Below are 22056 nucleotides of genomic sequence, written 5' to 3'. Positions count from 1 at the left end.
GAGCGTCTTTCTTTTGTCAATTTCTCGAGTACGGAAATTCCAGCCAGGGGTTAGAAGGACTCCCCAAGCCCCCCCCCCCCGCGCCCCCCCCCCACTACCACTGTGTCTCTCCCCCCCCCGGTGGCCAGGCGTGGGAGCGGGGGTCAGCGCGAGGCGCGCATCTCCGCGACGAGCGGGCACTGGAACGGGTCGCGGGCCTGCAGGCCGACCTCGTTGAGGTACCGGATGACGATCCGGTACGACTGCATCAGCGTCGTCTCGGTGTAGGAGATGTTCTTGTCCGCGCAGAACTGGCGCACCATCGGCTGGACCTTCTTGAGCGCCGGGCTCGGCATGCTCGGGAACAGGTGGTGCTCGATCTGGTAGTTCAGCCCGCCCATGAACACGTCGACCCACCGGCCGCCGGAGATGTTGCGGCTGAGCAGGACCTGGCGGCGCAGGAAGTCGATCTTCATCGACGCGGGGACCACCGGCATGCCCTTGTGGTTGGGCGCGAACGACGCACCCATGTACACCCCGAAGATGCCGAGCTGGACGCCGAGGAACGCGAACGCCATGCCGACCGGGAGCACCCAGAACACGAGCGCGAGGTAGCCACCGAGTCGCAGCGTCACGAACGCGATCTCGACGGGGCGACGCTTGACCTCGCCGCGGCCGAAGATCGTCGTGACGCCGGAGATGTGGAGGTTGAGGCCCTCGAGGAGCAGGAGCGGGAAGAAGAACCAGCCCTGACGCTTCGCGAACCAGCCGGCGAGACCGGTGCGCTCCTTCGTGAGGTTCTCGGTCGTGAACACCAGGACGCCCGGGTCGATGTCGCCGTCGGCACCGAGGGTGTTGGGCTTGGCGTGGTGCTTGCTGTGCTTGTGGTTCCACCAGCCGTAGCTCATGCCGGCGTAGAGGTTCGCGATCACGAGGCTCGCCCAGTCGTTCCAGCGACCGGACTTGAAGATCTGCCGGTGAGCGGCGTCGTGGCCGAGGAACATGACCTGGCCGAGCACGATCGCCAGGACCGCGGCGACGACGAGCTGCCACCACGTCGGGCCGAGCAGCACGAAAGCGGCGACCAGCCCGCCGAGCATCGCGGTCAGCACCGCGAAGCGGGTCCAGTAGTGCGCGTAGCGGCGCTTCATGAGGCCCGCCTCCTGGACCATGCGCGTGAGCTCGGTGAACTCGCTCACCTGGCGCTCGCGCGGGCTGCGCGCGGCGGGGGCCTCGTCGGGGATGCGGCCGTCATTCAGCGTGCTCGTCATAGAGGGAGCCTCGTGCTCATCGGCGGTGACGCGATGCCCGACAAGGCAGCACATCTGATCGGTCCAGGACACCATAGCCCGAGACTCTGTGCCATTCGGGAGTTTGCGTCGTCCGTCACGTATGTCCGTCCCGCATCTCGGCAGCCGGTCGCCCGCCGCGTCCGCGACGAGCCGGGCGGCACGCCGCGAGCCGTCCGTCAGGTCGGTCCGGACGACGCGTGGCGCAGGGCGCTGCGCTCGCGCTTGTCCGCGTACAGCGCGGTGTCGGCCGCGTGCATCCACGCCTCGACGTCCTCGCCGCGCCAGCGGGCGACCCCGGCCGACCACCCGATCCTGGCGCCGACGCTCAGCCGCTCGAGCAGCCGGCCGGCGCCCTCGTCGTCGGTCGACGGGAGCAGCAGCGCGAACTCGTCGCCACCGAGGCGGCCCAGGACGTCGCCCGCGCGCAGGACGCCCGCCCACGTGTGCGCCGTCTGCACGAGGGTCTCGTCGCCGGCCGCGTGCCCGTGCAGGTCGTTGACCTGCTTGAAGCCGTCCAGGTCGAGCAGCACGAGGGTGAGCGGGCGCCCGTCCCGCGCGGCGCGGGCGAGCTCCTGCCCGGCGAGAGCGAGGAACGCGCGGCGCGAGAAGGCCCCCGTGAGCGCGTCGTGCGTCGCGTCGAGGCGCAGCCGGGTGACCTTGTCGTTGAGCACCCAGCCGACCCCGCTCGCCGTCAGCACGAGGAACGTCCACGTGGGCCAGGCGGACGGCGCGTCCGCGGCGGCGAGCCCGACGCGCAGGCCGACGGCCACGAGGACGAGGTGGGCGGCGAGCGCGCGCCGGGTCTCGAACGCGGCGACGAAGACCGCGAGCCACACGAACCCGAGGGCCGTCACCGCCGGCCCGGCCTCGGTGGTCGAGGCGCCGACGCACAGGGTCATGCCGAGCGTGCCGACCACGAGCACGCCGTGCACGTGCGCGACGCGGGTGCGCGCGGTGCGCACGCGCAGCCAGGTCCCGAGCGCGGCGGCGAGCACCCCGAGGGCGGCGGCGAGCCCACGCGGCGCGGTCGGGCTGAACGGGACGAGCGAGGTCAGGGCGCACACGGCCGCGGTGAACAGCAGACCCGTGCTGAGCGCGCGGACCTCGCTCGCGCGGGCGAGGCGGCCCGGCGCACGGTTCGGTGGCATGGTGCCCGCTCCTCTCGCTCGCCCGTCGGCGTCTCGCTCGCCCGTCGGCGTCGAGGTGCCCCATCGGCAGCGACGGCCCGAACCTGACCCGTGGAGGGACGGTCGTCGCGCCCCGACCCTCGCCTGGCCGGCGGGCACCGTCCCGGGACGTTGACGACGGCTCGCCCGGCCCGGCCGGGACGCCCGCCCTAGACTCCGGCCATGCCCGACGACGTGCGAGGTCCCGCTGCACCCGGTCCCGACGTGCCCGGTCCGGACGCACCGGCTGTCGCGGGCGGGGGCCTCGAGGGCGACCCCTCGGGCGCAGTCCCGAACGTGGGTCCCGCGCCCGACGCCGCGTCGATCGCGGCGCTGCGGGCCGCCGCGGCGAGCGCCCGCGCCGAGGCCGCCCAGGCCCGGGCCGACGCGGCGCAGGCACTCGCCGACGCCGCGCAGGCCGCAGCGGAGGCCGCGGAGCTGGCCGTCACCGGCCCGGACGCCGGCGCGGCACCCCTGACCTCGCCCGCCACGCCGCGTGCGTCGGCCCCGCGGGCGCCCCTCGCCCCGGCCACGGCTCCCGCACCGGCAGACGCACCCCCTCCCCCGCGCGCGTCGACCGACACCGGGGCCGCCCTCTCCCCGTGGGCCGCCCAGGTGGCGGCGGGCTACCGGTTCGCCGGCGGCAGCGTCCCGCTCGGGGCGCTCGTCGAGGACGGCGTCGCGACCGCGGACGCGCCCGTCGGGCTGCCGCTCGCGATGATGAACAGGCACGGCCTCGTCGCCGGCGCGACGGGCACCGGGAAGACGAAGACGCTCCAGGTGATGGCCGAGCACCTCTCCGACGCGGGGGTGCCCGCGTTCGTCGCGGACGTGAAGGGCGACCTCTCCGGGCTCGCGGCGCCGGGCACGTCGAGCGAGAAGCTCCTCGAGCGCACCGCGAGCACCGGGCAGCAGTGGACCCCCCGCGCCTACCCGGTGGAGCTGCTCACGCTGGGCGGTCTCGGGCAGGGGACGCCGATCCGGACGACCGTGACCGACTTCGGGCCGCTCCTGCTGAGCAAGGTCCTCGGGCTGAACGCGACGCAGGAGTCGAGCCTCGGGCTCGTCTTCCACTGGGCCGACTCGCAGGGCCTCGCGCTGCTCGACCTCAAGGACCTGCAGGCCACGCTGGCGTACCTCGTCGGCGACGAGGGCAAGGCCGAGCTGCGCGGGATCGGGGGGCTCTCGGCGGCGACGGCCGGCGTGATCCTCCGGGAGATCGTCGGGCTCCAGGCGCAGGGCGCCGACGTGTTCTTCGGGGAGCCCGCGTTCGACGTGAGCGACCTGCTGCGGCGCTCGCCCGACGGGCGGGGCGTCATCTCCGCGCTCGAGCTCCCCGCCGTGCAGGACCGCCCGGCCCTGTTCTCGACGTTCCTCATGTGGCTGCTCGCGGAGCTGTTCCAGGTGCTCCCCGAGGTCGGTGACGTCGCCGAGCCGCGGCTCGTGTTCTTCTTCGACGAGGCGCACCTGCTGTTCACCGACGCCTCCGACGACTTCCTCACGCAGGTCACCCAGACGGTCCGGCTCATCCGGTCCAAGGGCGTCGGCGTGTTCTTCGTGACGCAGAGCCCCAAGGACGTGCCGCCCGACGTCCTCGCCCAGCTCGGCAACCGCGTGCAGCACGCCCTGCGCGCGTACACCCCGGACGACGCGAAGGCGCTGCGGGCCGCGGCCCGGACGTTCCCGACGTCGCCGTACGACCTCGAGGAGCTCCTGACGACGCTCGGGACCGGCGAGGCGGTCGTGACCGTGCTCGGGGAGAAGGGCGTGCCGACGCCGGTCGCCTGGACGCGGCTGCGCGCGCCGCAGTCGCTCATGGCACCCGCGCCCGCGGACGTGCTCGCGGCCGCCGTCGCGGGCTCGCCGCTCGCCGGCCGCTACGCGCAGGCGGTCGACCGCGAGTCCGCGTACGAGCTGCTGCAGCGCCGTGCCGAGGCGACCGCGCGCGAGCAGGAGGCCGCGGCGGCTGCGGAGCGGGCGGCCGAGGAGTCCCGCGACCGTGCCGAGGCTGCCGAGCGCGAGGCCGCGGACCGCGCGAAGGAGCTCGAGCGCATCGAGCGGGACCTGCGCCGCGGCTCGGGCACGTCGTCGCGCCGGTCGAGCACGTCCCGGCGGTCGACCACGTCCCGGCGGTCGAGCACGTCGAGCCCGCTCGACAGCCTCCTGCGCTCCGCCGGGACGCAGCTCGGGCGCGAGATCACCCGGTCGATCTTCGGGACGCGCCGGCGCTGACGCCTCGGCGGCCGTGCCCTCAGCCCGCGGCGGGCTCGGGCGCGGGCGTGCGGTCGAGCGCGACGGCCTCGGGTGCTGTCGGGGCGGTCGGGCGGTCGACGGCGGCGGGCGCGGGCGTGCGGCCGACGGTCACGACCACGACGAGCCCGACGACCGTGAGCCCCGCACCGACCCACGCGGGCGCGAGGTAGCCGAGGCCGCCGGCGATGACGAGACCCCCGAGCCACGCCCCGCTCGCGTTGCCGAGGTTGAGCGCCGAGTGGCACAGCGCGGCGCCGAGCGACGGCGCGGCCGGCGACACGTCCATGAGCCGGGTCTGCAGCGAGATCCCGAGGATCTGCGACGAGACGCCGAGCGCGACGATCGACGCGACGGCGAGCACGGGGCTGCGGCCGGTGAGCCCGAGCGCGCACAGCACCACGCCCGTGCTGACGAAGCCGACGAGCACGGTGCGCAGCACGGCCCGGTCGGCGAGGCGCCCGCCCACGAGCGTCCCGACCGTCATGCCGACGCCGAACAGCGCGAGCACGAGCGGGACGGTGGCCTCGCGCAGGCCGGTGACCTCGGTCAGCAGCGGCGAGACGTAGGAGTAGACGGCGAACATGCCGCCGAAGCCGATCGACCCGGCGCCGGCCGCGATCCACAGGCTGCGGTTGCGCAGCGCCGCGAGCTCGGTGCGCACGCTCGTGCCGTCGCTCACGGGCAGCCCCGGTGTCCAGCGCAGCAGCGCGCCGAGCGTCACGAGCCCGAGCACGCCGACGAGCCCGAACGCGAGACGCCAGCCGAGCTGCTGGCCCACGACCGTGGACAGCGGCACACCGACGACGTTGGCGATCGTCAGCCCGGCCATCATCATCGAGACGGCCTGACCCCGGCGCTCGGCACCGGCGACGTGCGTGCCCATGACGGCGCCGACCCCGAAGAACGCCCCGTGCGGGAGCCCCGCGACGAACCGGGCGACGACGAGCCAGCCGAGGCTCGGGGCGAACGCCGCCAGCACGTTGGCGGCAGTGAAGGCAACCATGAGCCCGAGCAGGAGCGTGCGGCGGTCGACGCGCGCCGCGAGGGTCGTCAGGAGCGGCGCACCGATCACGACGCCGAGCGCGTACGCGGTGATGACCCAGCCGGTAGTCGGGATGCTCGCGCCGAGGTCGCGCGCGACGAGCGGCAGGAGCCCCATCGTCGCGAACTCGGTGGTGCCGATGCTGAAGCCGCCGAGTGCGAGCGCGAGGAGCGCCGGGCGGGTGCGGTGCGGGCGCGGGGCTGCGGCGGTTCCGGCGTCCGCGCCTCGTGCCGGCTGCCCCGGGGACGCGGGCGCGGCGGCGGAGGCGGGCGGCGCCGTGTCGAGCAGGTGGTCCACGAGTGCTCCTCGGATGGCGGCCGGGAGCCCGTGGTGAGGGGCGCCCGATCTGTGTCGAATCGATTCGATCTCGCCGAGCGCAACTCCGTCGTCCACTGCGGTGATGTACGGCCAGGCTACCCCGCGTGCGCGGGGACGAGCCAGATGGCGCCCGCTCCGGCCTCGCCGAGCTCGACCGCGCGCTCCTTCCCCGGCGCGCCGCCGAGCGGGGCGCGCACCCGGACCGCCACCACGCCGGCGGCCTGCCGGAGCGCGACGACGTGCACGCGCGCGTCGAGCACGAGCCCGACCGAGGCCAGGTAGCGCAGCAGCTCGGGGTCGGCGTCGGAGATGCGGGCGACGACCCAGTCGCCCCCCTCCAACCCCCACAGCACGTGCGCGGCGGGCGCCGGCACCGCGCCCTCGCGCGTCGGGATCGGGTCGCCGTGCGGGTCCCGGGTCGGGAAGCCCAGGCGCGCGTCGATCCGGTCGACCAGGAGGTCGGAGACCGCGTGCTCGAGCACCTCGGCCTCGTCGTGCACCTCGTCCCAGCCGTAGCCGAGCTCGCTGACCAGGAACGTCTCGAGCAGCCGGTGACGGCGGACCATCGCGAGCGCGTGCGCGCTCCCGGCCTCCGTGAGCTCGACGGCGCCGTAGCGCGCGTGCGACACGAGGCCCTGCTCGCCGAGCCGGCGCACGGTCTCCGAGACGGTCGAGGGCCCCACGCCGATCCGCTCCGCGAGCATCTTGGTCGTGACCGGCGCGTCGGACCACTCCTGCGCGGACCAGATGACCTTGAGGTAGTCCTGCGCCACGGAGGTCAGCGCGCTCGGCTCGGGACTCACGGCGCCAGCCTAGGGGCGACGAGCTCACGGTCCGCCTCGGCGTCCGCGGCCGAGCCGCGCTGCTGCGACGAGCGCGACGCGCGCCGCAGGAGGCCCGTGCGCGGCGCGAACACGTACGCCGCGGTGAAGACGATCCCCTGCGCGACGACGACCATGCCCGCGCTGGACGCGTCGAGGTAGTAGCTCGCGTAGAGGCCGACGACCGCGCACGCGCCCGCGAGGACCGGCGCGATCACGAGCATGCGGCTCATCCGCTCGGTCAGGAGGTACGCCGTCGCGCCCGGGATGATCAGCATCGCGACGACGAGCACGACACCGACCGCCTGGAGCCCGACGACGACCGTGACCGCGAGCAGCCCGAGCAGCAGGGCGCCGAGCACCCGCGGGGAGATGCCGACGGCGTGCGCGTGGGTGCGGTCGAACGCGTAGAGCGTGAGGTCGCGGCGCTTGAGCACCAGGACCGCGAACGTCAGGACGCCCAGCCCGACGACCTGCACGATGTCGACGTCCGCGACACCGAGGACGTTGCCGAACAGGATGTGGCCCAGGTCGACCTGGCTCGGCGTCGTCGAGACCAGCACGATGCCGAGCGCGAACAGCGTCGTGAAGACCACGCCGATCGAGGTGTCCTCACGCAGGCCCGACGTCTCACGGACGAGCCCGATGAGCGCGACCGCACCGACCCCGAAGACGAGCGCCCCGACCGCGAACGGCAGCCCCACGAGGTACGCGAGCACCACGCCCGGGAGCACCGCGTGCGCCACGGCGTCCCCGAGCAGCGACCACCCGACGAGCACGAGCCAGCACGACAGCAGCGCGCACACGACCGCGGCCACCCCGGTGACGAGCAGCGCGCGCTGCATGAACTCGTAGCCCCACGGCGCGGCGAGCCAGTCGAGCCAGTCGAGCACGGCGGTCATCGCGTCCCTCCGAAGGCCAGGGCGAGGTTCTCGGGCTGCAGGACGACCTCGGGTGCGCCGCGCACGAGCACGCGCCGGTGCAGCAGGACCGCGTCGTCCGCGAGCGCCGGGAGCCCGGCGAGGTCGTGGGTCGAGACCAGCGCGGAGACCCCGTCGGCGACGAGCTCGCGCAGCAGCGCCGTGACGGACGCCTGCGACGACACGTCGACGCCCGCGAACGGCTCGTCGAGCAGCAGCACCTGGGCCTCCTGCGCGAGGCACCGCGCGACGAACGCCCGCTTGCGCTGACCGCCCGAGAGGCGGCCGATCTGGCGGTCCGCGAGCGCGCTCAGCCCGACGCGGTCGAGCGCGGTCCCGACGGCCTCCCGGTCGCTCGCCCGCAGCCGGCGCAGCGGGCCGAGGCGTCCGTACCGACCCTGGGCGACGACGTCGCGCACCGAAAGCGGGAACGTCCAGTCGACGTCCTCCGACTGCGGGACGTACCCGAGCAGCGCCCGGCGCCGCGCCTGCGCACCGTCGTGGCCGAGCACCTCGACGGACCCGGCGTCCGGGCGGACGATGCCCATCACGGCCTTGAGCAGCGTCGACTTGCCCGAGCCGTTCGTCCCGACCAGCCCCGTGAGCCGGCCCGCCTCGACGACGAGGTCGACGCCGTCGAGCGCCAGCACGTCGCGGTAGCGCACGGTCAGCCCGCGCACGGTGAGCGCCGGGGTGGTCGCCGCAGCGCGCTCGCCGGTCGACACCGTCGCGCCGGTCGTGCCCGTCGTGCCCGTCATGACGTCTCCTCGCCGGTCAGGCCCTCGATGATCACGTGCACGTCGTGCTCGAGCAGGTCGAGGTAGGTGGGGACGGGGCCGTCCGCCTCCGAGAGGGAGTCGACGTAGAGCACCCCGCCGAGCCGCGCCCCGGTCTCGCGCGCGACCTGCTCCTGCGCGGTCGGGGACACGGTCGACTCGCAGAACACCGCGGGGACGTCGCGGTCGCGCACCAGGTCGATCGCGTGGGCGATCTGCTGCGGCGTGCCCTGCCGCTCGGCGTTGACCGGCCACAGCGACGCCTCGGCGAGCCCGGCGTCGCGCGCGAGGTAGGAGAACGCGCCCTCGCACGTCACGAGTGCCCGGCGCTGGGGTTCGAGCCCCGCGAGCTCCTCGCGCAGCCGCTCCCCGAGCGCGGTGACCTGCTCGGTGTAGGCAGCGGCGTTCGCGCGGTAGTCGGGCGCGTGCGCGGGGTCGAGGTCGGCGAGGGCGTCGGCGATGTTCGCGACGTAGGTCGCGGCGGCGTCGGGCGACATCCACGCGTGCGGGTTCGCGTGCCCCTCGGCGGCGCCGCTCGCGATCGGCAGCGTCGCGATGCCGTCGGTCAGCGTGACGTGGGGTGCGTCGACGCGGTCGACGAAGCGGTCGAACCACGCCTCCAGGCCGAGCCCGTTGTCGAGGACGAGGTCGGCCACCTGCGCGCGGCGCAGGTCGTCGGGGGTCGGCTCGTACCCGTGGATCTCGGCGCCGACCTTGGTGACGGACTCGACGCGCACGTGCCCGCCACCGACGACCCGGGCCATGTCGGCGAGGACGGTGAACGTCGCGAGCACGACCGGGCGGTCGTCGCCGAGCGCGGCGACCGCCGCCGGGCGCTCGCCGGCCCCCGTCGCCGCGCAGCCGCCGAGGGCGAGCGCTGCGGCGCCCGCGAGCGACGCGGTGCGGCGCATCGTGGCCGTACGAAACCGAGAGTTCGGCATGCCGAACATCTTGCCACCCCGGCGGCTGGGCGCCACCCGCGCGTGAGGTGTGTCGGCCGCCCGGGGGCCGGGGGCGCTCCGCTCGCGCGCTCCCGGCAACCGCCGTCAGGACGCCGGGTCCGCGGCTGTCTCGCCGGACGGCTCCTCGGTCGGCGACACCGGCGCCGCCCGTGGCCATGCGACCCGCGGGCCCACCGACACCGCGGCGTCGGTCCCGACCTGCACGAGCTGGTAGTCGAGCAGGCGCGCCTCGTCCGGGTCGAAGCGCAGCACGGTCAGCTCGGCGGTGCTCCGCAGCGGCCCGACGGTCGGCTGGCCCGGGGCCGCGCCCGCGCTGCTCCCGCTGACGTAGCGGATCCCGGCACCGACCTGCTCGGGCCCGGACCGCACGTGCTTGTGGCCCGAGAGCTGGGCGGGGACGCAGCCCCGCTCGAGCGCCGCGTCCCCGATCGGCGGCGTGTGGATCAGCAGGAGGTCGACCCGCTCGTCCTCGCACGCGACGTCCGCCAGCCGCTGGCGCGCCTCGCTCGGCGACTCGGCGCTCGACCTCGACGTGCCGGCGCCGATCCGGGTCTCGCGCGGGTCCCGGTCGCCGAGGATGCGCACGCCCGCGACCTCGACGACCTCGCCGCCGAGGACCGTCGCCCCGGCCTTGCGGTACGCCGCCTCGGTCTCGCGCGAGTCGTGGTTGCCGGGCGACACCACGACCGGCACGCCGCCCGCTGCCCGGGCGAACGTCGTGACGCAGTACTGCTCGACGGCGGTGCCGTCGATCGTCGTGTCGCCGCCGTCGAGCAGCACGTCTGCGCCCGAGAGCTCGACGAGCGAGCGGATCACGGGCGCCATCCCGACGTTGCAGTGCAGATCGGAGACCAGCACCAGGACGACCGGCTCGGCCGCCTCGCGGTCCTCCTGCGCTGCCGGGGTGCGGGTGGGCGTGCTGGACGGTTCGGGCGACGCCCCCGGCGCGGCGGGGCTCGTCGTCGTGCCCGGGGCCGGGTCGGCCGCGGCGGCGTCGACCGGCGCGGGGTCGGTCGGCGCGGGATCCGCGGCCGCGGGATCGACCGCCGCGGGGTCCGCCGGGACCGGTTCCGCCGGCGCCGGGCTCGACGACGCCGCCGCGGCGCCGCCCGGCACGGTGAACGCGGCCCGCTCGGCGTGCGCCGCCTCGATGCGCGCCGAGCGCTCGGCCCACGCTTCGTCGAGCGACTCCTCGGCGCGCGCGTAGAACTCGGTGTTCGACCGGTAGGCCTCGACCGCGTAGGAGCCGTACGTGTCGATCACGCCACCGAGCCGGCCCGTGACGCGCGCGCCCTCGAGCGGGGTGCCCGCGAACACCGCGGAGGCGACCGGTTGCGACGCGCGCGCGCCGCCGCCGGTGCTCGCCGTCAGCACCCCGAGCCCGACGGCCACGACCGTGCCGCCCGCGAGGATCCGGCGCGCCTGCGGGGCGAGCGCGGCGGCGAGCTCGTCGCGGCGCGCGTGACCGAGCAGCAGGCGCCCGAGCAGGACGAGCACGGTCACGACCGCGAGCGCACCGAGCGTGCGCCACAGGGCGTCGGTCACCAGCGCCCGCACCGCGTCCTGCAGCGTCGCCTGCGGGCCCGCGAAGAACTGCAGGTACCCCTGCAGGTCGGAGCTCAGCGCGGTGAGCGTCGTCGCGGGGTCGACCGCCGTGACGCCCGACGGGATCTCCTGCACCGTGACCCGCGCGCCGAGGCCGAGCGGCACCGGGGAGTCGATCTCGAGCGTGCCGAGCGGGCCCAGGTCGAGCGTGACCGTGCCGTCGGTCGTCACGTCGTAGCGGGCCTCGTGCGGCCCGAGGCTGAGGTCGGCGGTCGCCGTCGTGACACCGAGGACGAGGCACCCGAGCACCACGAGCAGCGTCGGCACCCCCAGGCGCAACCAGGCCGGGAGCCGGGGCGCGGTGTCCTCGCGCACCGGCGCGTCGTCCGCGGGCGCGTGGGCCGCGGGGTCCGGCCCGGTCATGCGTCGAGCCTAGGTCGGGCGCCGGGACCGATCGAGCGGGGCGCCGGGTGGACCTGCGGGTGGAACCCGGCGCAAGGCACGGTCGCACCGCGGGAGGAGGAAGAAGAGGCGTGTGCGGGGACCGGCCCGCGGGCGGACCGGTCCCCGGGCGCGCGGCTCAGCGGCGCGAGTCCCGCCACGCGACCCACTCGCGGGTCAGCGACAGGTCGTAGTCCGGTCCTCCGGCGCTGGTCGTGAAGAGCGTCACGCCCGCGGCGACGAGCTCGTCCGCGACCTCGCCGGGCGACGTCTGGACCGCCACGGAGCGCTCGACCTGCGTCGCGTCACGCCCGACGGCCTGGCCGTGCTCGTCGAGGATCGCGCTCTTGCGCCGCAGCGTCTCGACGTCACCGAACGAGTGCCACGCGTCCGCGTGCTGGGCGACGATCCGCAGCGTCTTCTTCTCGCCGCCGCCGCCGATCAGGATCGGGATCTCCCGGGTGGGCGCCGGGTTCGACTTCTGCCACCGCGCCTTGATGCGCGGCAGCGCCTCACCGAGGTCCGCGATCCGCGAGCCCGCGGTGCCGAACTCGTAGCCGAACTCGTCGTAGTCCTTCTCGAACCAGCCCGCGCCGATCCCGAGGATCAGGCGCCCGCCCGAGATGTGGTCGACCGTGCGGGCCATGTCCGCGAGCAGCTCGGGGTTGCGGTACGAGTTGCACGTGACGAGCGCCCCGATCTCGACGCGGCTCGTCTGCTCCGCCCAGGCGCCCAGCATGGTCCAGCACTCGAAGTGCTTGCCGTCGGGTTCGCCGTAGAGCGGGAAGAAGTGGTCCCAGTTGAAGATGATGTCGACGCCGGCGTCCTCCGCGGCGCTCACGGCGTCGCGGATCTGGGCGTAGTCGGCGTGCTGCGGCTGGAGCTGGACCCCGATGCGGATGTCATGCGTCATGCGAGCGACCCTAGGGCCCGCGCAAGCCCGCCACATCTCGCACGGCAGGCACCGGGACTGCGGCCCGTCGACCCGGGCCGGGCGCCCCGACGGCGGCGGCCGCTACTGGTACGTGACGAGGTCCGGCACCGGCTGGACCTGCATGGTCTGCACCGGGTCGAGCATGGGCACGTCCTCGTCGTAGAAGTTCTTCCACCCCCACCGCAGCTGCGGCTGGGCGCCCTCGCGCAAGCGCGCCCAGGTGCCGGCCTTCGCGGGCTGACCGCCCTGACCATCGACGTGCACGAGCAGCGCGAGCTCGTCGTGGCCGAGGTCGAGGCGCTCGCGCTCCGCGACCATGCGCGGCTGGAACTGGTGCAGGACGAGCATCTTCTGCGGCAGGGCCCGCTCGCGCGTGAACGCCGCGAGCCACGCGATCACGGCGTTGACCTCGTCGACGCCGACCGAGCCGATCTGGCGGAGGTGCACCTGGTCGGGCGCGAGGCGCCACTCGGGGTCGAGCGCGAGCCCGACGTGCGGGAGCGCGAGGAGCTCGGCGTACGCCTGGGCCTGCGTGACGAAGTCGGTGCGACCGGGCTGCAGGTCGAGGACCACGAGCATCCCCGCGGCTCCGGCGGCGTCGACGAGGGGGCGCAGGTCCTCGACCGCGCGGCGGCGCGAGTAGCTGCCGTCGGCCTCGGCTCCGCTGGACGCGATCGTCGCGATGATCTCGAGGGTCGGGACGACGGTGTCCGCGGTCAGCGTCCGGTAGGGCGCGGCGTGGGCCTCGGCGCGGGCGAGCGTCGCGGGGACGTCCTGCTCGCCGAGAACGCCGAGCGCACCGCTGCCGGGCGTGCCGTACAGCGCGACGTACCGCTTGCCGGGCTCGCCGGGGAGCGCCGGGAACACGAGCTGGCCGCCGCCCGGCAGCTGGACGCCCGTCGCGGCGGACGCGACGCGGGGCGCGAGCAGCTCGGGGGTCCCGAACGCCGATCCCAGCGCGAGCACGGCCTGGGGGGCCGCGGCGGCGAGCGCCTCGACGGTTGCGGCAGTCGAGCGCGGGTCACCGCCGGGCACCACGGTGACCGGGACGCCCGCGGCGCGCGCGGTCGCGAGCGCGGCGAGGTGCGTGAGCGAGCCGTCGGTCAGCACGAGCGCGCCGGCGGGCGCGGCGGGGCGCTCGACGGGCGGGAGCTCCACCGGCGGTGTCGTCGACGTGCGGGCGGCGGGCGACGCGGTGCTGCTCGACCCGGGCCGCTCGGTCGCCGCGCGGTCCGGGGCCGCCGCGTCCTCGGTCGGGGCCGTCGGCGCGGGCTCCGCGGGCGCAGCCGGGTCCGCGGGCGCAGCCGGGGGCGCGTCGGGCACGAGCACCGCGGTCCCCTCCACGGCGAGCCCCAGCACCGCCGCGGCCTCCTGGCCCGGCAGCACGGGCTGGACCGCGCCGAAGTCCGCAGCGGCGGCGTCCGCGAGCGCGTCCGGCAGCGCGTCGACCCCGTCCCCTCCGGTGGCCGGCGTGACCGTGTCTACCCCGCTGCTCTCCGGGAGCGTCGACGAGCCGAGGGCCAGCGCCACACGCGTGCCCAGCCGGTCGAGCTCCGCCGTCAGGTCGGCGTCCGGCGCACCCGCGCCCGTGAGGAGCACCGGGGCGCCGAGGCGGACCGCGACCGACCCCGCGAGCAGGACCGCGCGCGCGTCGTCCGCGGGCGCCAGGACGACGGTGGGAGCCGCCGCGAACAGCGCACGGCTCGTCGCGAGCGCGACCGCCTCGGGAGCGCCGTCGGGCACGAGCGTCACGGGGGCGCCGGGGGCCTGCGCCTGCGCGGTGAGACGCGCGGCCGACGGGCTCGCGCTCGCCCCGTCGCTCCGGCTGGGCCGCGGCGAGGGGTCCGCGGTGCAGGCGCCGAGCGCGACGACCGCTCCCGCGGCCATGACCGCCAGCGCTGCCCGCCCGGGTCGACGGCGGGGCGGCGCGGACAGGTCGGCAGGTCCTCGGAACGGCACAGCACTCCCGGGTGACGACGTGGTGGACCTCGCCACTCTAGGTCGCCGGGCACACCGGGGCAGGCCGGGCGGTCGGCGTCGGCGGTCCGCCGACCCCCGCCCCGACCGGAGCAGCGGCCGGGCGCCGCCCCCCACGCCGGGAGAGGATGCGGCCATGGTCGACGAGCACAGCACCCACGAGCACAGCACCGCCGGGTCGTACGTCACGCAGGGCAGCGAGTTCACGCGCGACATGCGCTACATCGCCACCCGGATCACCGCGGACGGGCGCGACGGCTACCCGGTCGAGGCCGGCCGGTACCGCCTCGTCGTCGCGCGCGCGTGCCCGTGGGCGAACCGCTCGATCATCGTGCGTCGGCTCCTCGGGCTCGAGGACGCGATCTCGATGGGCGTCTGCGGCCCGACGCACGACGCACGGTCGTGGACGTTCGACCTCGACCCCGGCGGCGTCGACCCGGTGCTCGGCATCGAACGGATCCAGGACGCCTACCTGGCCCGCTACCCCGACTACGACCGCGGCATCACGGTGCCCGCGATCGTCGACGTCCCGACCGGGCAGGTCGTCACGAACGACTTCGCGCAGATGACGCTCGACCTGTCGACCGAGTGGACGGCGTTCCACCGCGACGGCGCGCCCGACCTGTACCCGCACGCGCACCGCGACGAGATCGACGACGTCGTGCTCGGCATCTTCACGGACGTCAACAACGGCGTGTACCGGTGCGGGTTCGCGGGATCCCAGGAGGCCTACGAGCGTGCGTACGACCGCCTGTTCGCACGCCTCGACGTGCTCTCGGAGCGGCTCGCCACGCAGCGCTACCTCGTCGGCGACACGATCACCGAGGCCGACGTGCGCCTGTTCACGACGCTCGCGCGGTTCGACGCCGTCTACCACGGGCACTTCAAGTGCAACCGCTCCAAGCTCACCGAGATGCCGGTCCTGTGGGCGTACGCGCGCGACCTGTTCGGGACGCCGGGGTTCGGCGACACGACCGACTTCCAGCAGATCAAGGAGCATTACCACCGGGTCCACGAGGACGTGAACCCCTCGCGCATCGTCCCGAAGGGCCCGGACCTGCGCGGGTGGCTCGCGCCGCACCACCGCGAGCAGCTCGGCGGGCGCCCGTTCGGCGACGGCACGCCGCCCGGGCCCGTGCGGCCCGGCGAGGAGGTCCCGGCCGCGCACACGGCCGCGGCGATGGCGGGCTGACGCGCACCGACCGTTCTGCTACGTTCGCCCGGAACAAGCCCCCGGGGAGCGCAGGAGCGCTGAGAGTGCGGCCGGACACGCAGGTGTCCCACCCGCAGACCCGTGGAACCTGATCTGGTTCACACCAGCGTAGGGAGCAGGGCAGGTGTCGCCGGGTCCTCCCGTCGCCGCGTCCCGCCGGGCGGCCCCTCGGGCGACCCGTCGGGAGGTGCGCGCGGGCGGAGCCGTCGGTGCGCTCGCCGGGGGTCCGCACCGACGGTGAAGGACCGCCATGAACCCGACGCTCTCCCCTCCCCCGACCGCCCCCGGCGCACCGGCCGTGGCGCCCGTGCCGCACCCGCCCGCGAGCCCCGCGCAGCTCGGTGTCGGCGCGCGCTTCTCGCTGCACCCGATGACGTCGGACTTCGTGGACGTGATCCTCGGCGCGCTCGCCGCCGGCGACGCGAGCCGGCTCGAGGTCACCACCGACGACGTCTCGACGTTCGTGCGCGGCGAGGAGGCGGACGTCCTGACCTACCTGCGCGACGTGATCGCGGCCGCCGCCTCCAGGGGCGTGCACGTCGTCGCGCAGGTCCTGCTCTCGCGCGGATGCCCCGGCGAGGTCGCGTGCGAGCTGCCCGATGACGTCGTGCTCCACCCCGTCGAGCTGCCGGGGCTGGCCCCGACCGGGCTGCGCGCGAGCGCGCACTGGGCGCTCTACCCGCTCGACGACGGCGGTCCCGACCCGCACGGTCGGGAGCGGACGGCGGACCACATGGCCGGGATCTACGCGGCGATCGACCGCGCCCGGGAGCGCGGCACCCTCACCCGGGGCGAGCACTTCGTGACCCGGCTCGACGGCGACCTCGCCGACGTGCTCGCGACGGTGGCCGACGGGTGGCTGCTCGTCGGGCGCGAGGTCCGGCACGTCACGACGCACGCGACGATCTCGCTGCACTCGCCGAGCACGCCGAGCTCGCCGGGCGCGGGCGCGGGCACGACCGGCGCGGCCGACGGGGACGCCCGATGAGCGCCCCGGCCGCCGGTCCCCGGCCCGCGGCGACGGTCCGTCGGCGCGGCCTGACCCTCCACGAGCTCGTGCTCGTCGCGGCGCTCGGCGTCGTGTTCGGCTTCCTGTACTGGGCGCTCGTGCAGGCGTGGGCGTGGCTCCAGCTCGCGATGGGACCGCTCGGCGACCTCGCGCAGCACGTCCTGATCGGCGGCTGGATGGTCGTCGCCCCCCTCGCGCTCTACGTCGTGCGCAAGCCCGGCGTCGGCGTCGTCGCCGAGCTGCTCGCCGCGACGATCGAGGTCGTGTTCCTCGGCTCGCCGATCGGGCCGATGCTGCTGCTCGTCGGGTTCGTGCAGGGCGCGGGTGCCGAGCTCGCGTTCGCGGCGACCCGGTACCGCCGGTACGGGTGGGGTGTCTTCGTCGCGTCGGGCGTGACGGCGGCGCTCGCGAGCCTCGCGCTCGGGACCGTGCGGTTCGGGTGGCTCACGCAGGACTGGTTCGCCTACCGCGTGGGGCTCGAGGTCGTCAGCGGGATCGTGCTCAGCGGGGTCCTGGCGAAGGTCCTCGGGGACGCCCTGCTGCGCACGGGCGTGCTCGACAACCACGCCATCGGCCGCGCGGCCCGTGCTGCCCGCAGCCGGGACGGCGCCGACCCGGCCGCTGCGCCGGCACCCGCCCCGCAGCGGGTCGGCGCGTGATCGAGGTCCGCGGGCTCTCGGTGCGCTTCCCGCGCGCCGAGGGCCCGGTGCTGCGGGGCGTCGACCTCGACGTCGCCGAGGGCGAGCGCGTGCTGCTGCTCGGGCCGTCGGGGTCGGGCAAGAGCACGCTGCTGCGGGTGCTCGCGGGCATCGTGCCGCAGACCGTGGACGCCGACGTGTGGGGCGCGGTGCGCGTCGCGGGGGAACCGGTGGTCGTCGACCCGGTGCCCCCGGGCGGCGCCGAGCCCGGTACGGCTGCCACGGTGACCGACGTCCCCACGCTCGCCCGGCGGGTCGCGACGCTCACCCAGAACCCGGCCGACCAGCTGTGCCTGCCGACGGTCCGTGACGAGGTCGCGTTCGCGCTCGAGAACCGCGCCGTCCCGCCCGAGCTCATCGGCCCGCGCGTGCACGCCGCGCTCGCGGCCGTCGGCGCCGGGCACCTCGCCGGACGGCGCACGGGCGAGCTCTCGGGCGGTGAGGGCCAGCGGGTCGCGCTCGCGGCGGCGCTCGTCGCGGACCCGGACGTGCTGCTGCTCGACGAGCCGACGGCCCTGCTCGACCCCGTCGGCGCGCGCGACGTCGCGGACGCGGTGCGCGCGTCGGGCGCCCGCACCTCGGTGCTCATCGAGCACCGCCTCGACGAGCTCGGGGAGCTCCCCGGCCGGCTCGTGGTGCTCGACGCGCACGGCGGGGTGCGGGCCGACGGGGCGACCGCCGAGGTCGTGCTCGACGAGGCACCGACGCTCGCCGCGGAGGGCGTCTGGCTGCCGCTCGCGGCCGAGCTGCGTGCCGCGGGCGTCGCCTCGCTCGACGCGCTCGCCCCCGGCACCGGGTCCGGCGCGCCCGGTGCCGCGGCCCCCCGGGTCACCGCCGCACCCGTGCTGCGCGCCCACGCGCTCGACGTGCGCCGGGGCTCCCGCCGGGTGCTCGACGGCGTGTCGCTCGACGTGCACAGCGGGCGGGTGACCGCGGTCCTCGGGGTCAACGGCTCCGGCAAGAGCACGCTCCTGCTCGCGCTCGCGGGGCTGCTGCCCGGCGGGCCGGACTCCGGCACGGTGACCGGTGCGCGCGTCGGGATGGTGTTCCAGCAGCCCGAGCACCAGCTGCTGACCCGGACGGTGCGCGACGAGCTCGCCTACGGCCCCCGCCGGGCGCGCCTGCCCGACGTGGAGGAGCGGGTCGAGCGCGCGCTGCGCGACCACGTGCTCGACGGTCTCGCCGACCACGACCCCTTCCGGCTCTCGGGCGGTCAGCAGCGGCGGCTCTCGCTCGCCGCGATGGCGGTGTGCGACCACGAGGTGCTCGTCGCGGACGAGCCGACGTTCGGCCAGGACCGTCGCACGACGCGGGCGACGGCCCGGGCGCTGACCGCGCTCGCCCGCGAGGGCAGGGGCGTCGTGCTCGTGACGCACGACCTGCGGCTCGCGGGCCTGGTCGCCGACGACGTGCTCGTGCTGCACGCCGGCCGGGTCGTCGCGCACGGCCCGACCGCGGCCGTCCTCGCGGACGTCGACGTGCTGGCGCGCGCCGGCCTGCGCCTGCCCCCGCTGCTCGCGGCGTGGCGCACGACCGGCCTGCCGCTGCGGCCCCTGCTCACGGCGCTCGACGACCGGACGGCGGGCGCGACCGCGGCGCCCGCAGCGGGCTCCCCCGCCGCACGTGCGGCCGGCTCCCCCGCGCAGCCGGAGCGGGTCGCGTGAGCGGGCCGGGGTTCGGCCGGCCGCTCGCGCACGACTCCGCGCTGCACCGGCGCAACCCGACGGTCAAGCTCGCGGTCCTGCTCGCGATCTCGACGGTCCTGCTCGCGGTCGTCGACCCCTGGACCCCGCTGGTGCTGTGGCTGCTCGCCCTCGTGGCGGTCGGGTGGGCCGGGCGCATCCCGTGGCGGCTGCTCCTGCGCGCGCAGCTGCTGTTCGGGCCGTTCGCGCTGAGCATCCTCGCGGTGAACTGCGTGACGCGCGAGGGGCCGGTCCTCGGTGCGGTCGGGCCGTTCGAGGTCACCGGCCCGGGGCTCGCGATCGGGCTCTCGCTCATGCTGCGCACGCTGCTCGTCGGGACGCTGTCGGTGGCGTTCGTGCTGACCACCGACGGTGCGCGCCTCATGACCAGCCTGCACCAGCACGTGCGCCTCGGAGCGCGCCCGACGTACGCGGTGCTCGCGGGGTACCGGATGCTCGAGCAGCTCCCCGAGCGGTGGTCGACCATCCGGCTGGCGCAGGCGGCACGCGAGCCCGCGCGCGAGCCGGGGCGTCCAGGCGGCCGCGGGTCGGCGCCGGGCTCGGGTCGTCCCGGACGCGGTGGGCGCGACGGCGGCCGGCGACTGCCCGCGTCGCCCCGGGCGCTGGCCCGCGCGGCGTTCACGCTGCTCGTCGTGACGCTCCGTCAGGCGGAGCGCATGGCGGTCGCGATGGAGACGCGCGGGCTCGGCTCGGGGCCGCGCACGGTGCACGCCCCGGTCGCGCTCGACCGCCGCGACGCGGCGTTCGCGGCGGTGACCGTCGGGGTGTGCGCCGCCGTGATCGTGACGGCCGCCCGGCTGGGCGTGCTCGCGTCGTGGGGCTCGACGCCCGGCTGACGCGGGCGTCCGGGGTCAGCCGGCGGTCGTCACCGAGATCGCGTTGCGCCACGGGTCCTCGAAGCGCAGGGTCGCGCCGTCGTGCCGCGCGGCGACGTCGTGGAACGCGAGCCGCGAGGTGAGCGCCGCGACGTCGTCGGCCGTGGGGACGACGATCGCGACCTCGCCGAGCCCGAGCGACGACGCGCGCGGCCCGGCGCCCGCGCTGTTCCACGTGTTCATCGCGAGGTGGTGGTGGTAGCCGCCCGCGGAGACGAACAGCGCGCCGTGCCAGTCGGCCATGACATCGAAGCCGAGCGCGTCGACGTAGAAGCCGCGCGCCGCGGCGACGTCGCCGACCTGGAGGTGCACGTGCCCGACGGTCGCGCCGCCCGCCGCCGGCTCGGCGGCGTCCGCGAGGTGGTCGCGCAGGAACGCGTGGGGGTCGAGGCGCAGCGAGTCCATCTGCACGCGACCGTCGGGCCCGTAGGACCACAGGGAGCGGCTGCGGTCCCAGTAGAGCTCGACGCCGTTGCCCTCGGGGTCGGTCAGGTAGAACGCGAGCGACACGAGGTGGTCGGCGCTGCCGGTGTACGTGTGCGGGAAGTGCTGCGCGACGGACGCGAGCGTCGCGGCGAGGGTGGCCTGGTCGTCGAACAGCAGCGCGGTGTGGAACAGCCCGGCCGAGCCCCGCTGGGCCCGCGGGAGGTCGGGCGTGTGCCGCAGGATCACGAGCGGGCGCCCCGCGCGGCCGAGGGTCACGACGTCGGGCCGGTCGGTGCCGATCAGGCGGGCGTCCGGGTCCTCGATGACCTCGAGCGCGAGGCCGTCGCGGTAGTAGCGGGTCTGGAGGTCGAGGTCGGCGACGAGCAGCGTCACGGCGTCCATGCCGGTGCCGGCGGCGATCGACTCGGTCGTCGGGGACTGCAGCACGCCGGGTGCGGCCTGCGTGGTGTGCGCGTTCATGGGGGTCCTCCCGCTCGGGTCTCTCCACTTTAGTTGATGCTTCAATAAAAGGCAAGCGCGTGCGCTCGTGGGTCCCCAGGTGCTCCACACTGGTCCGCATGGACGAGCACCGACCGCCGCCCGGGAAGGCCGCAGGCTGGTACACCGACCCCCGCGGCGGCACGCAGCAGCGCTGGTACGACGGCGAGCGGTGGACGGTCGCGACGCGCCCGGACCCCGCACGCACGCCCGAGGACCCCTACGCCGACCTCGAGCGGGCACCCGCCAGCAACTACGCGGCGATCGCCGGCCTGCTGCTCGGCGTGCTCTCGCTCGGCTGGAACCCGTTCCTCGCGGTCGGCCTCGCCGGCTTCCTCGCGAGCCTGCTCGGGCGGCGGCGCGCGAGCGCCTGGGTCACCGAGGGCTACCGGCCGGAGGGCCAGCGCCGCGCGACGTGGGGGCTCGCGCTCTCCGCCGTCGGCACCGTCCTCACGCTGCTGCTCGAGGGCCTCGTCCGCTGACGGGGCGCCGCCGCCGCGCTCAGCGCCCGGCCGGCCCGTCGCCCTGCTCGAAGTGGTTGTGGCCGAGGCCCTGCAGGAACCGCGGCCCCTCGGCGGCGAGCTCCGCCTCGAACTGCGCGGCCCAGCCCGCGTACGGCGCACCCGAGAGCGAGTCGTTCGCGAACCGGCGGTCGTCGGTCACCTCGGTCACGCAGAACGCCGGGATCGTCAGGTCCGTCACCGGACCCCCGCGCTCGCACTCGGCGATGACGAGCGGACGGTTGGCGCCCCCGAACACGTCGACGACCCAGCCGTCCGAGCCGAGCCAGATCGAGTAGCGGCTCTTCACCACGCGCGCGCCACCGAGGCGGATCATCTGGAGGCCGACCGCGACGTCGATCTCCCGCTCCGCCTCGTACCGGGTGCCCTCGTTCATGGGGCTCTTCACCGTCAGCGCGCAGAAGTCGACACGGTCCGCGAGCGCGTCGAGCACCGCGAGGTCGTCGTCCATCGCCTCGACCGGCACGACCGCGTCGCTGGCCTGGACGCGCAGGCGCAGCGCGTACCCCTGCTCCGCGAGGTAGTAGCTCTGCACGATGAACGCGGGCGAGGGCTCCACGAGCAGCTCCGTGGGCAGCTCGCGCACGAAGAACCGGCGCTCGAACTCGAAGTCGCCGTTGCCGCCGTCGCTCACCGTGCGGACCTTCCCACGCTCGTGATCACGGGACTCACCGTAGGCCCTGCGCT

The 22056-nt window shown here is 75.7% G+C and carries 19 protein-coding genes and 1 riboswitch; of the genes, 7 read left to right on the top strand and 12 right to left on the bottom strand.

What is annotated here, in order from left to right:
- Positions 1 to 143: 143 nt before the first annotated feature.
- The gene (locus tag ACWFNE_RS07110) at positions 144 to 1250 is read right to left on the bottom strand and encodes a fatty acid desaturase family protein (RefSeq protein WP_452121730.1); all 1107 of its coding nucleotides are present in this window, start codon (positions 1248 to 1250) and stop codon (positions 144 to 146) included.
- Between the two features lie 197 nt (positions 1251 to 1447).
- Complete coding sequence (locus ACWFNE_RS07105; RefSeq protein ID WP_452121729.1) at positions 1448 to 2419, bottom strand: diguanylate cyclase domain-containing protein; 972 nt, start codon at positions 2417 to 2419, stop codon at positions 1448 to 1450.
- A 201-nt stretch (positions 2420 to 2620) separates the two neighbouring features.
- Here ACWFNE_RS07105 and ACWFNE_RS07100 point away from each other — a divergent pair, with 201 nt between their 5' ends.
- Positions 2621 to 4669 (top strand): helicase HerA-like domain-containing protein, encoded by a 2049-nt coding sequence (locus ACWFNE_RS07100; protein WP_452121728.1) that lies wholly within the window; start codon positions 2621 to 2623, stop codon positions 4667 to 4669.
- Between the two features lie 19 nt (positions 4670 to 4688).
- On the opposite strand, the gene ACWFNE_RS07095 is transcribed toward ACWFNE_RS07100, so the two are convergent.
- The 8 genes from ACWFNE_RS07095 to ACWFNE_RS07060 form a co-directional block, all read right to left on the bottom strand.
- Complete coding sequence (locus ACWFNE_RS07095) at positions 4689 to 6029, bottom strand: MFS transporter (protein WP_452121727.1); 1341 nt, start codon at positions 6027 to 6029, stop codon at positions 4689 to 4691.
- A 116-nt stretch (positions 6030 to 6145) separates the two neighbouring features.
- Positions 6146 to 6853, bottom strand: coding sequence for a metal-dependent transcriptional regulator (locus ACWFNE_RS07090; RefSeq protein ID WP_452121726.1), 708 nt, complete (start codon positions 6851 to 6853; stop codon positions 6146 to 6148).
- The gene (locus tag ACWFNE_RS07085) at positions 6850 to 7773 is read right to left on the bottom strand and encodes a metal ABC transporter permease (RefSeq protein WP_452121725.1); all 924 of its coding nucleotides are present in this window, start codon (positions 7771 to 7773) and stop codon (positions 6850 to 6852) included. The genes ACWFNE_RS07090 and ACWFNE_RS07085 overlap by 4 nt, the downstream gene beginning before the upstream one ends.
- The gene (locus ACWFNE_RS07080) at positions 7770 to 8549 is read right to left on the bottom strand and encodes a metal ABC transporter ATP-binding protein (protein WP_452121724.1); all 780 of its coding nucleotides are present in this window, start codon (positions 8547 to 8549) and stop codon (positions 7770 to 7772) included. The genes ACWFNE_RS07085 and ACWFNE_RS07080 overlap by 4 nt, the downstream gene beginning before the upstream one ends.
- The gene (locus ACWFNE_RS07075) at positions 8546 to 9508 is read right to left on the bottom strand and encodes a metal ABC transporter substrate-binding protein (protein ID WP_452121723.1); all 963 of its coding nucleotides are present in this window, start codon (positions 9506 to 9508) and stop codon (positions 8546 to 8548) included. Before ACWFNE_RS07075 ends, ACWFNE_RS07080 begins: the two co-directional genes overlap by 4 nt.
- 105 nt (positions 9509 to 9613) lie before the next feature.
- On the bottom strand, positions 9614 to 11497 hold the full coding sequence (locus ACWFNE_RS07070) for a metallophosphoesterase family protein (RefSeq protein WP_452121722.1): 1884 nt from the start codon (positions 11495 to 11497) through the stop codon (positions 9614 to 9616).
- Positions 11498 to 11654: 157 nt separating this feature from the next.
- The gene (locus ACWFNE_RS07065; RefSeq protein WP_452121721.1) at positions 11655 to 12428 is read right to left on the bottom strand and encodes an LLM class F420-dependent oxidoreductase; all 774 of its coding nucleotides are present in this window, start codon (positions 12426 to 12428) and stop codon (positions 11655 to 11657) included.
- A gap of 102 nt (positions 12429 to 12530) precedes the next feature.
- A complete protein-coding gene (locus tag ACWFNE_RS07060) occupies positions 12531 to 14336 on the bottom strand; it encodes a hypothetical protein (RefSeq protein ID WP_452121720.1) in 1806 nt (601 codons plus the stop codon).
- 226 nt (positions 14337 to 14562) lie between these two features.
- Between ACWFNE_RS07060 and ACWFNE_RS07055 the strand changes: the two genes are divergently transcribed.
- From ACWFNE_RS07055 to ACWFNE_RS07035, 5 genes are all read left to right on the top strand, one after another.
- Positions 14563 to 15618 carry a glutathione S-transferase family protein gene (locus ACWFNE_RS07055; RefSeq protein ID WP_452121719.1) on the top strand — a complete coding sequence of 352 codons (1056 nt, stop codon included), beginning with the start codon at positions 14563 to 14565 and terminating at the stop codon, positions 15616 to 15618.
- A gap of 32 nt (positions 15619 to 15650) precedes the next feature.
- Positions 15651 to 15773: riboswitch (TPP riboswitch) on the top strand.
- Positions 15774 to 15889: 116 nt separating this feature from the next.
- Positions 15890 to 16627 (top strand): YkoF family thiamine/hydroxymethylpyrimidine-binding protein, encoded by a 738-nt coding sequence (locus ACWFNE_RS07050; protein ID WP_452121718.1) that lies wholly within the window; start codon positions 15890 to 15892, stop codon positions 16625 to 16627.
- Positions 16624 to 17307 (top strand): ECF transporter S component, encoded by a 684-nt coding sequence (locus ACWFNE_RS07045; RefSeq protein WP_452121717.1) that lies wholly within the window; start codon positions 16624 to 16626, stop codon positions 17305 to 17307. The genes ACWFNE_RS07050 and ACWFNE_RS07045 overlap by 4 nt, the downstream gene beginning before the upstream one ends.
- Positions 17304 to 19010: an ABC transporter ATP-binding protein gene (locus ACWFNE_RS07040; protein WP_452121716.1), complete on the top strand. Its 1707-nt coding sequence runs from the start codon at positions 17304 to 17306 to the stop codon at positions 19008 to 19010. The genes ACWFNE_RS07045 and ACWFNE_RS07040 overlap by 4 nt, the downstream gene beginning before the upstream one ends.
- Positions 19007 to 19885 (top strand): energy-coupling factor transporter transmembrane component T family protein, encoded by an 879-nt coding sequence (locus ACWFNE_RS07035; protein WP_452121715.1) that lies wholly within the window; start codon positions 19007 to 19009, stop codon positions 19883 to 19885. The genes ACWFNE_RS07040 and ACWFNE_RS07035 overlap by 4 nt, the downstream gene beginning before the upstream one ends.
- A 15-nt stretch (positions 19886 to 19900) precedes the next feature.
- On the opposite strand, the gene ACWFNE_RS07030 is transcribed toward ACWFNE_RS07035, so the two are convergent.
- Complete coding sequence (locus tag ACWFNE_RS07030; RefSeq protein WP_452121714.1) at positions 19901 to 20830, bottom strand: VOC family protein; 930 nt, start codon at positions 20828 to 20830, stop codon at positions 19901 to 19903.
- A 98-nt stretch (positions 20831 to 20928) separates the two neighbouring features.
- Between ACWFNE_RS07030 and ACWFNE_RS07025 the strand changes: the two genes are divergently transcribed.
- Complete coding sequence (locus tag ACWFNE_RS07025; protein ID WP_452121713.1) at positions 20929 to 21330, top strand: DUF2510 domain-containing protein; 402 nt, start codon at positions 20929 to 20931, stop codon at positions 21328 to 21330.
- Positions 21331 to 21349: 19 nt separating this feature from the next.
- Here the strand turns inward: ACWFNE_RS07025 and ACWFNE_RS07020 are convergent, their stop codons facing one another.
- On the bottom strand, positions 21350 to 22003 hold the full coding sequence (locus tag ACWFNE_RS07020) for a hypothetical protein (RefSeq protein WP_452121712.1): 654 nt from the start codon (positions 22001 to 22003) through the stop codon (positions 21350 to 21352).
- Positions 22004 to 22056: the final 53 nt, after the last annotated feature.

The sequence above is a fragment of the Cellulomonas sp. NPDC055163 genome, assembly GCF_053607065.1.
Note: the sequence above shows the minus strand (reverse complement) of the source record. Positions and strands in the feature narration are given on the sequence as shown.

Coding starts and splice junctions, on each gene's coding strand:
- ACWFNE_RS07045 (WP_452121717.1), top strand. CDS start 16,624: ATGAGCGCCCCGGCCGCCGGTCCCCGGCCCGCGGCGACGGTCCGTCGG.
- ACWFNE_RS07030 (WP_452121714.1), bottom strand. CDS start 20,830: ATGAACGCGCACACCACGCAGGCCGCACCCGGCGTGCTGCAGTCCCCG.
- ACWFNE_RS07075 (WP_452121723.1), bottom strand. CDS start 9,508: ATGCCGAACTCTCGGTTTCGTACGGCCACGATGCGCCGCACCGCGTCG.
- ACWFNE_RS07065 (WP_452121721.1), bottom strand. CDS start 12,428: ATGACGCATGACATCCGCATCGGGGTCCAGCTCCAGCCGCAGCACGCC.
- ACWFNE_RS07105 (WP_452121729.1), bottom strand. CDS start 2,419: ATGCCACCGAACCGTGCGCCGGGCCGCCTCGCCCGCGCGAGCGAGGTC.
- ACWFNE_RS07100 (WP_452121728.1), top strand. CDS start 2,621: ATGCCCGACGACGTGCGAGGTCCCGCTGCACCCGGTCCCGACGTGCCC.
- ACWFNE_RS07085 (WP_452121725.1), bottom strand. CDS start 7,773: ATGACCGCCGTGCTCGACTGGCTCGACTGGCTCGCCGCGCCGTGGGGC.
- ACWFNE_RS07070 (WP_452121722.1), bottom strand. CDS start 11,497: ATGACCGGGCCGGACCCCGCGGCCCACGCGCCCGCGGACGACGCGCCG.
- ACWFNE_RS07025 (WP_452121713.1), top strand. CDS start 20,929: ATGGACGAGCACCGACCGCCGCCCGGGAAGGCCGCAGGCTGGTACACC.
- ACWFNE_RS07060 (WP_452121720.1), bottom strand. CDS start 14,336: ATGGCCGCGGGAGCGGTCGTCGCGCTCGGCGCCTGCACCGCGGACCCC.
- ACWFNE_RS07050 (WP_452121718.1), top strand. CDS start 15,890: ATGAACCCGACGCTCTCCCCTCCCCCGACCGCCCCCGGCGCACCGGCC.
- ACWFNE_RS07055 (WP_452121719.1), top strand. CDS start 14,563: ATGGTCGACGAGCACAGCACCCACGAGCACAGCACCGCCGGGTCGTAC.
- ACWFNE_RS07080 (WP_452121724.1), bottom strand. CDS start 8,549: ATGACGGGCACGACGGGCACGACCGGCGCGACGGTGTCGACCGGCGAG.
- ACWFNE_RS07110 (WP_452121730.1), bottom strand. CDS start 1,250: ATGACGAGCACGCTGAATGACGGCCGCATCCCCGACGAGGCCCCCGCC.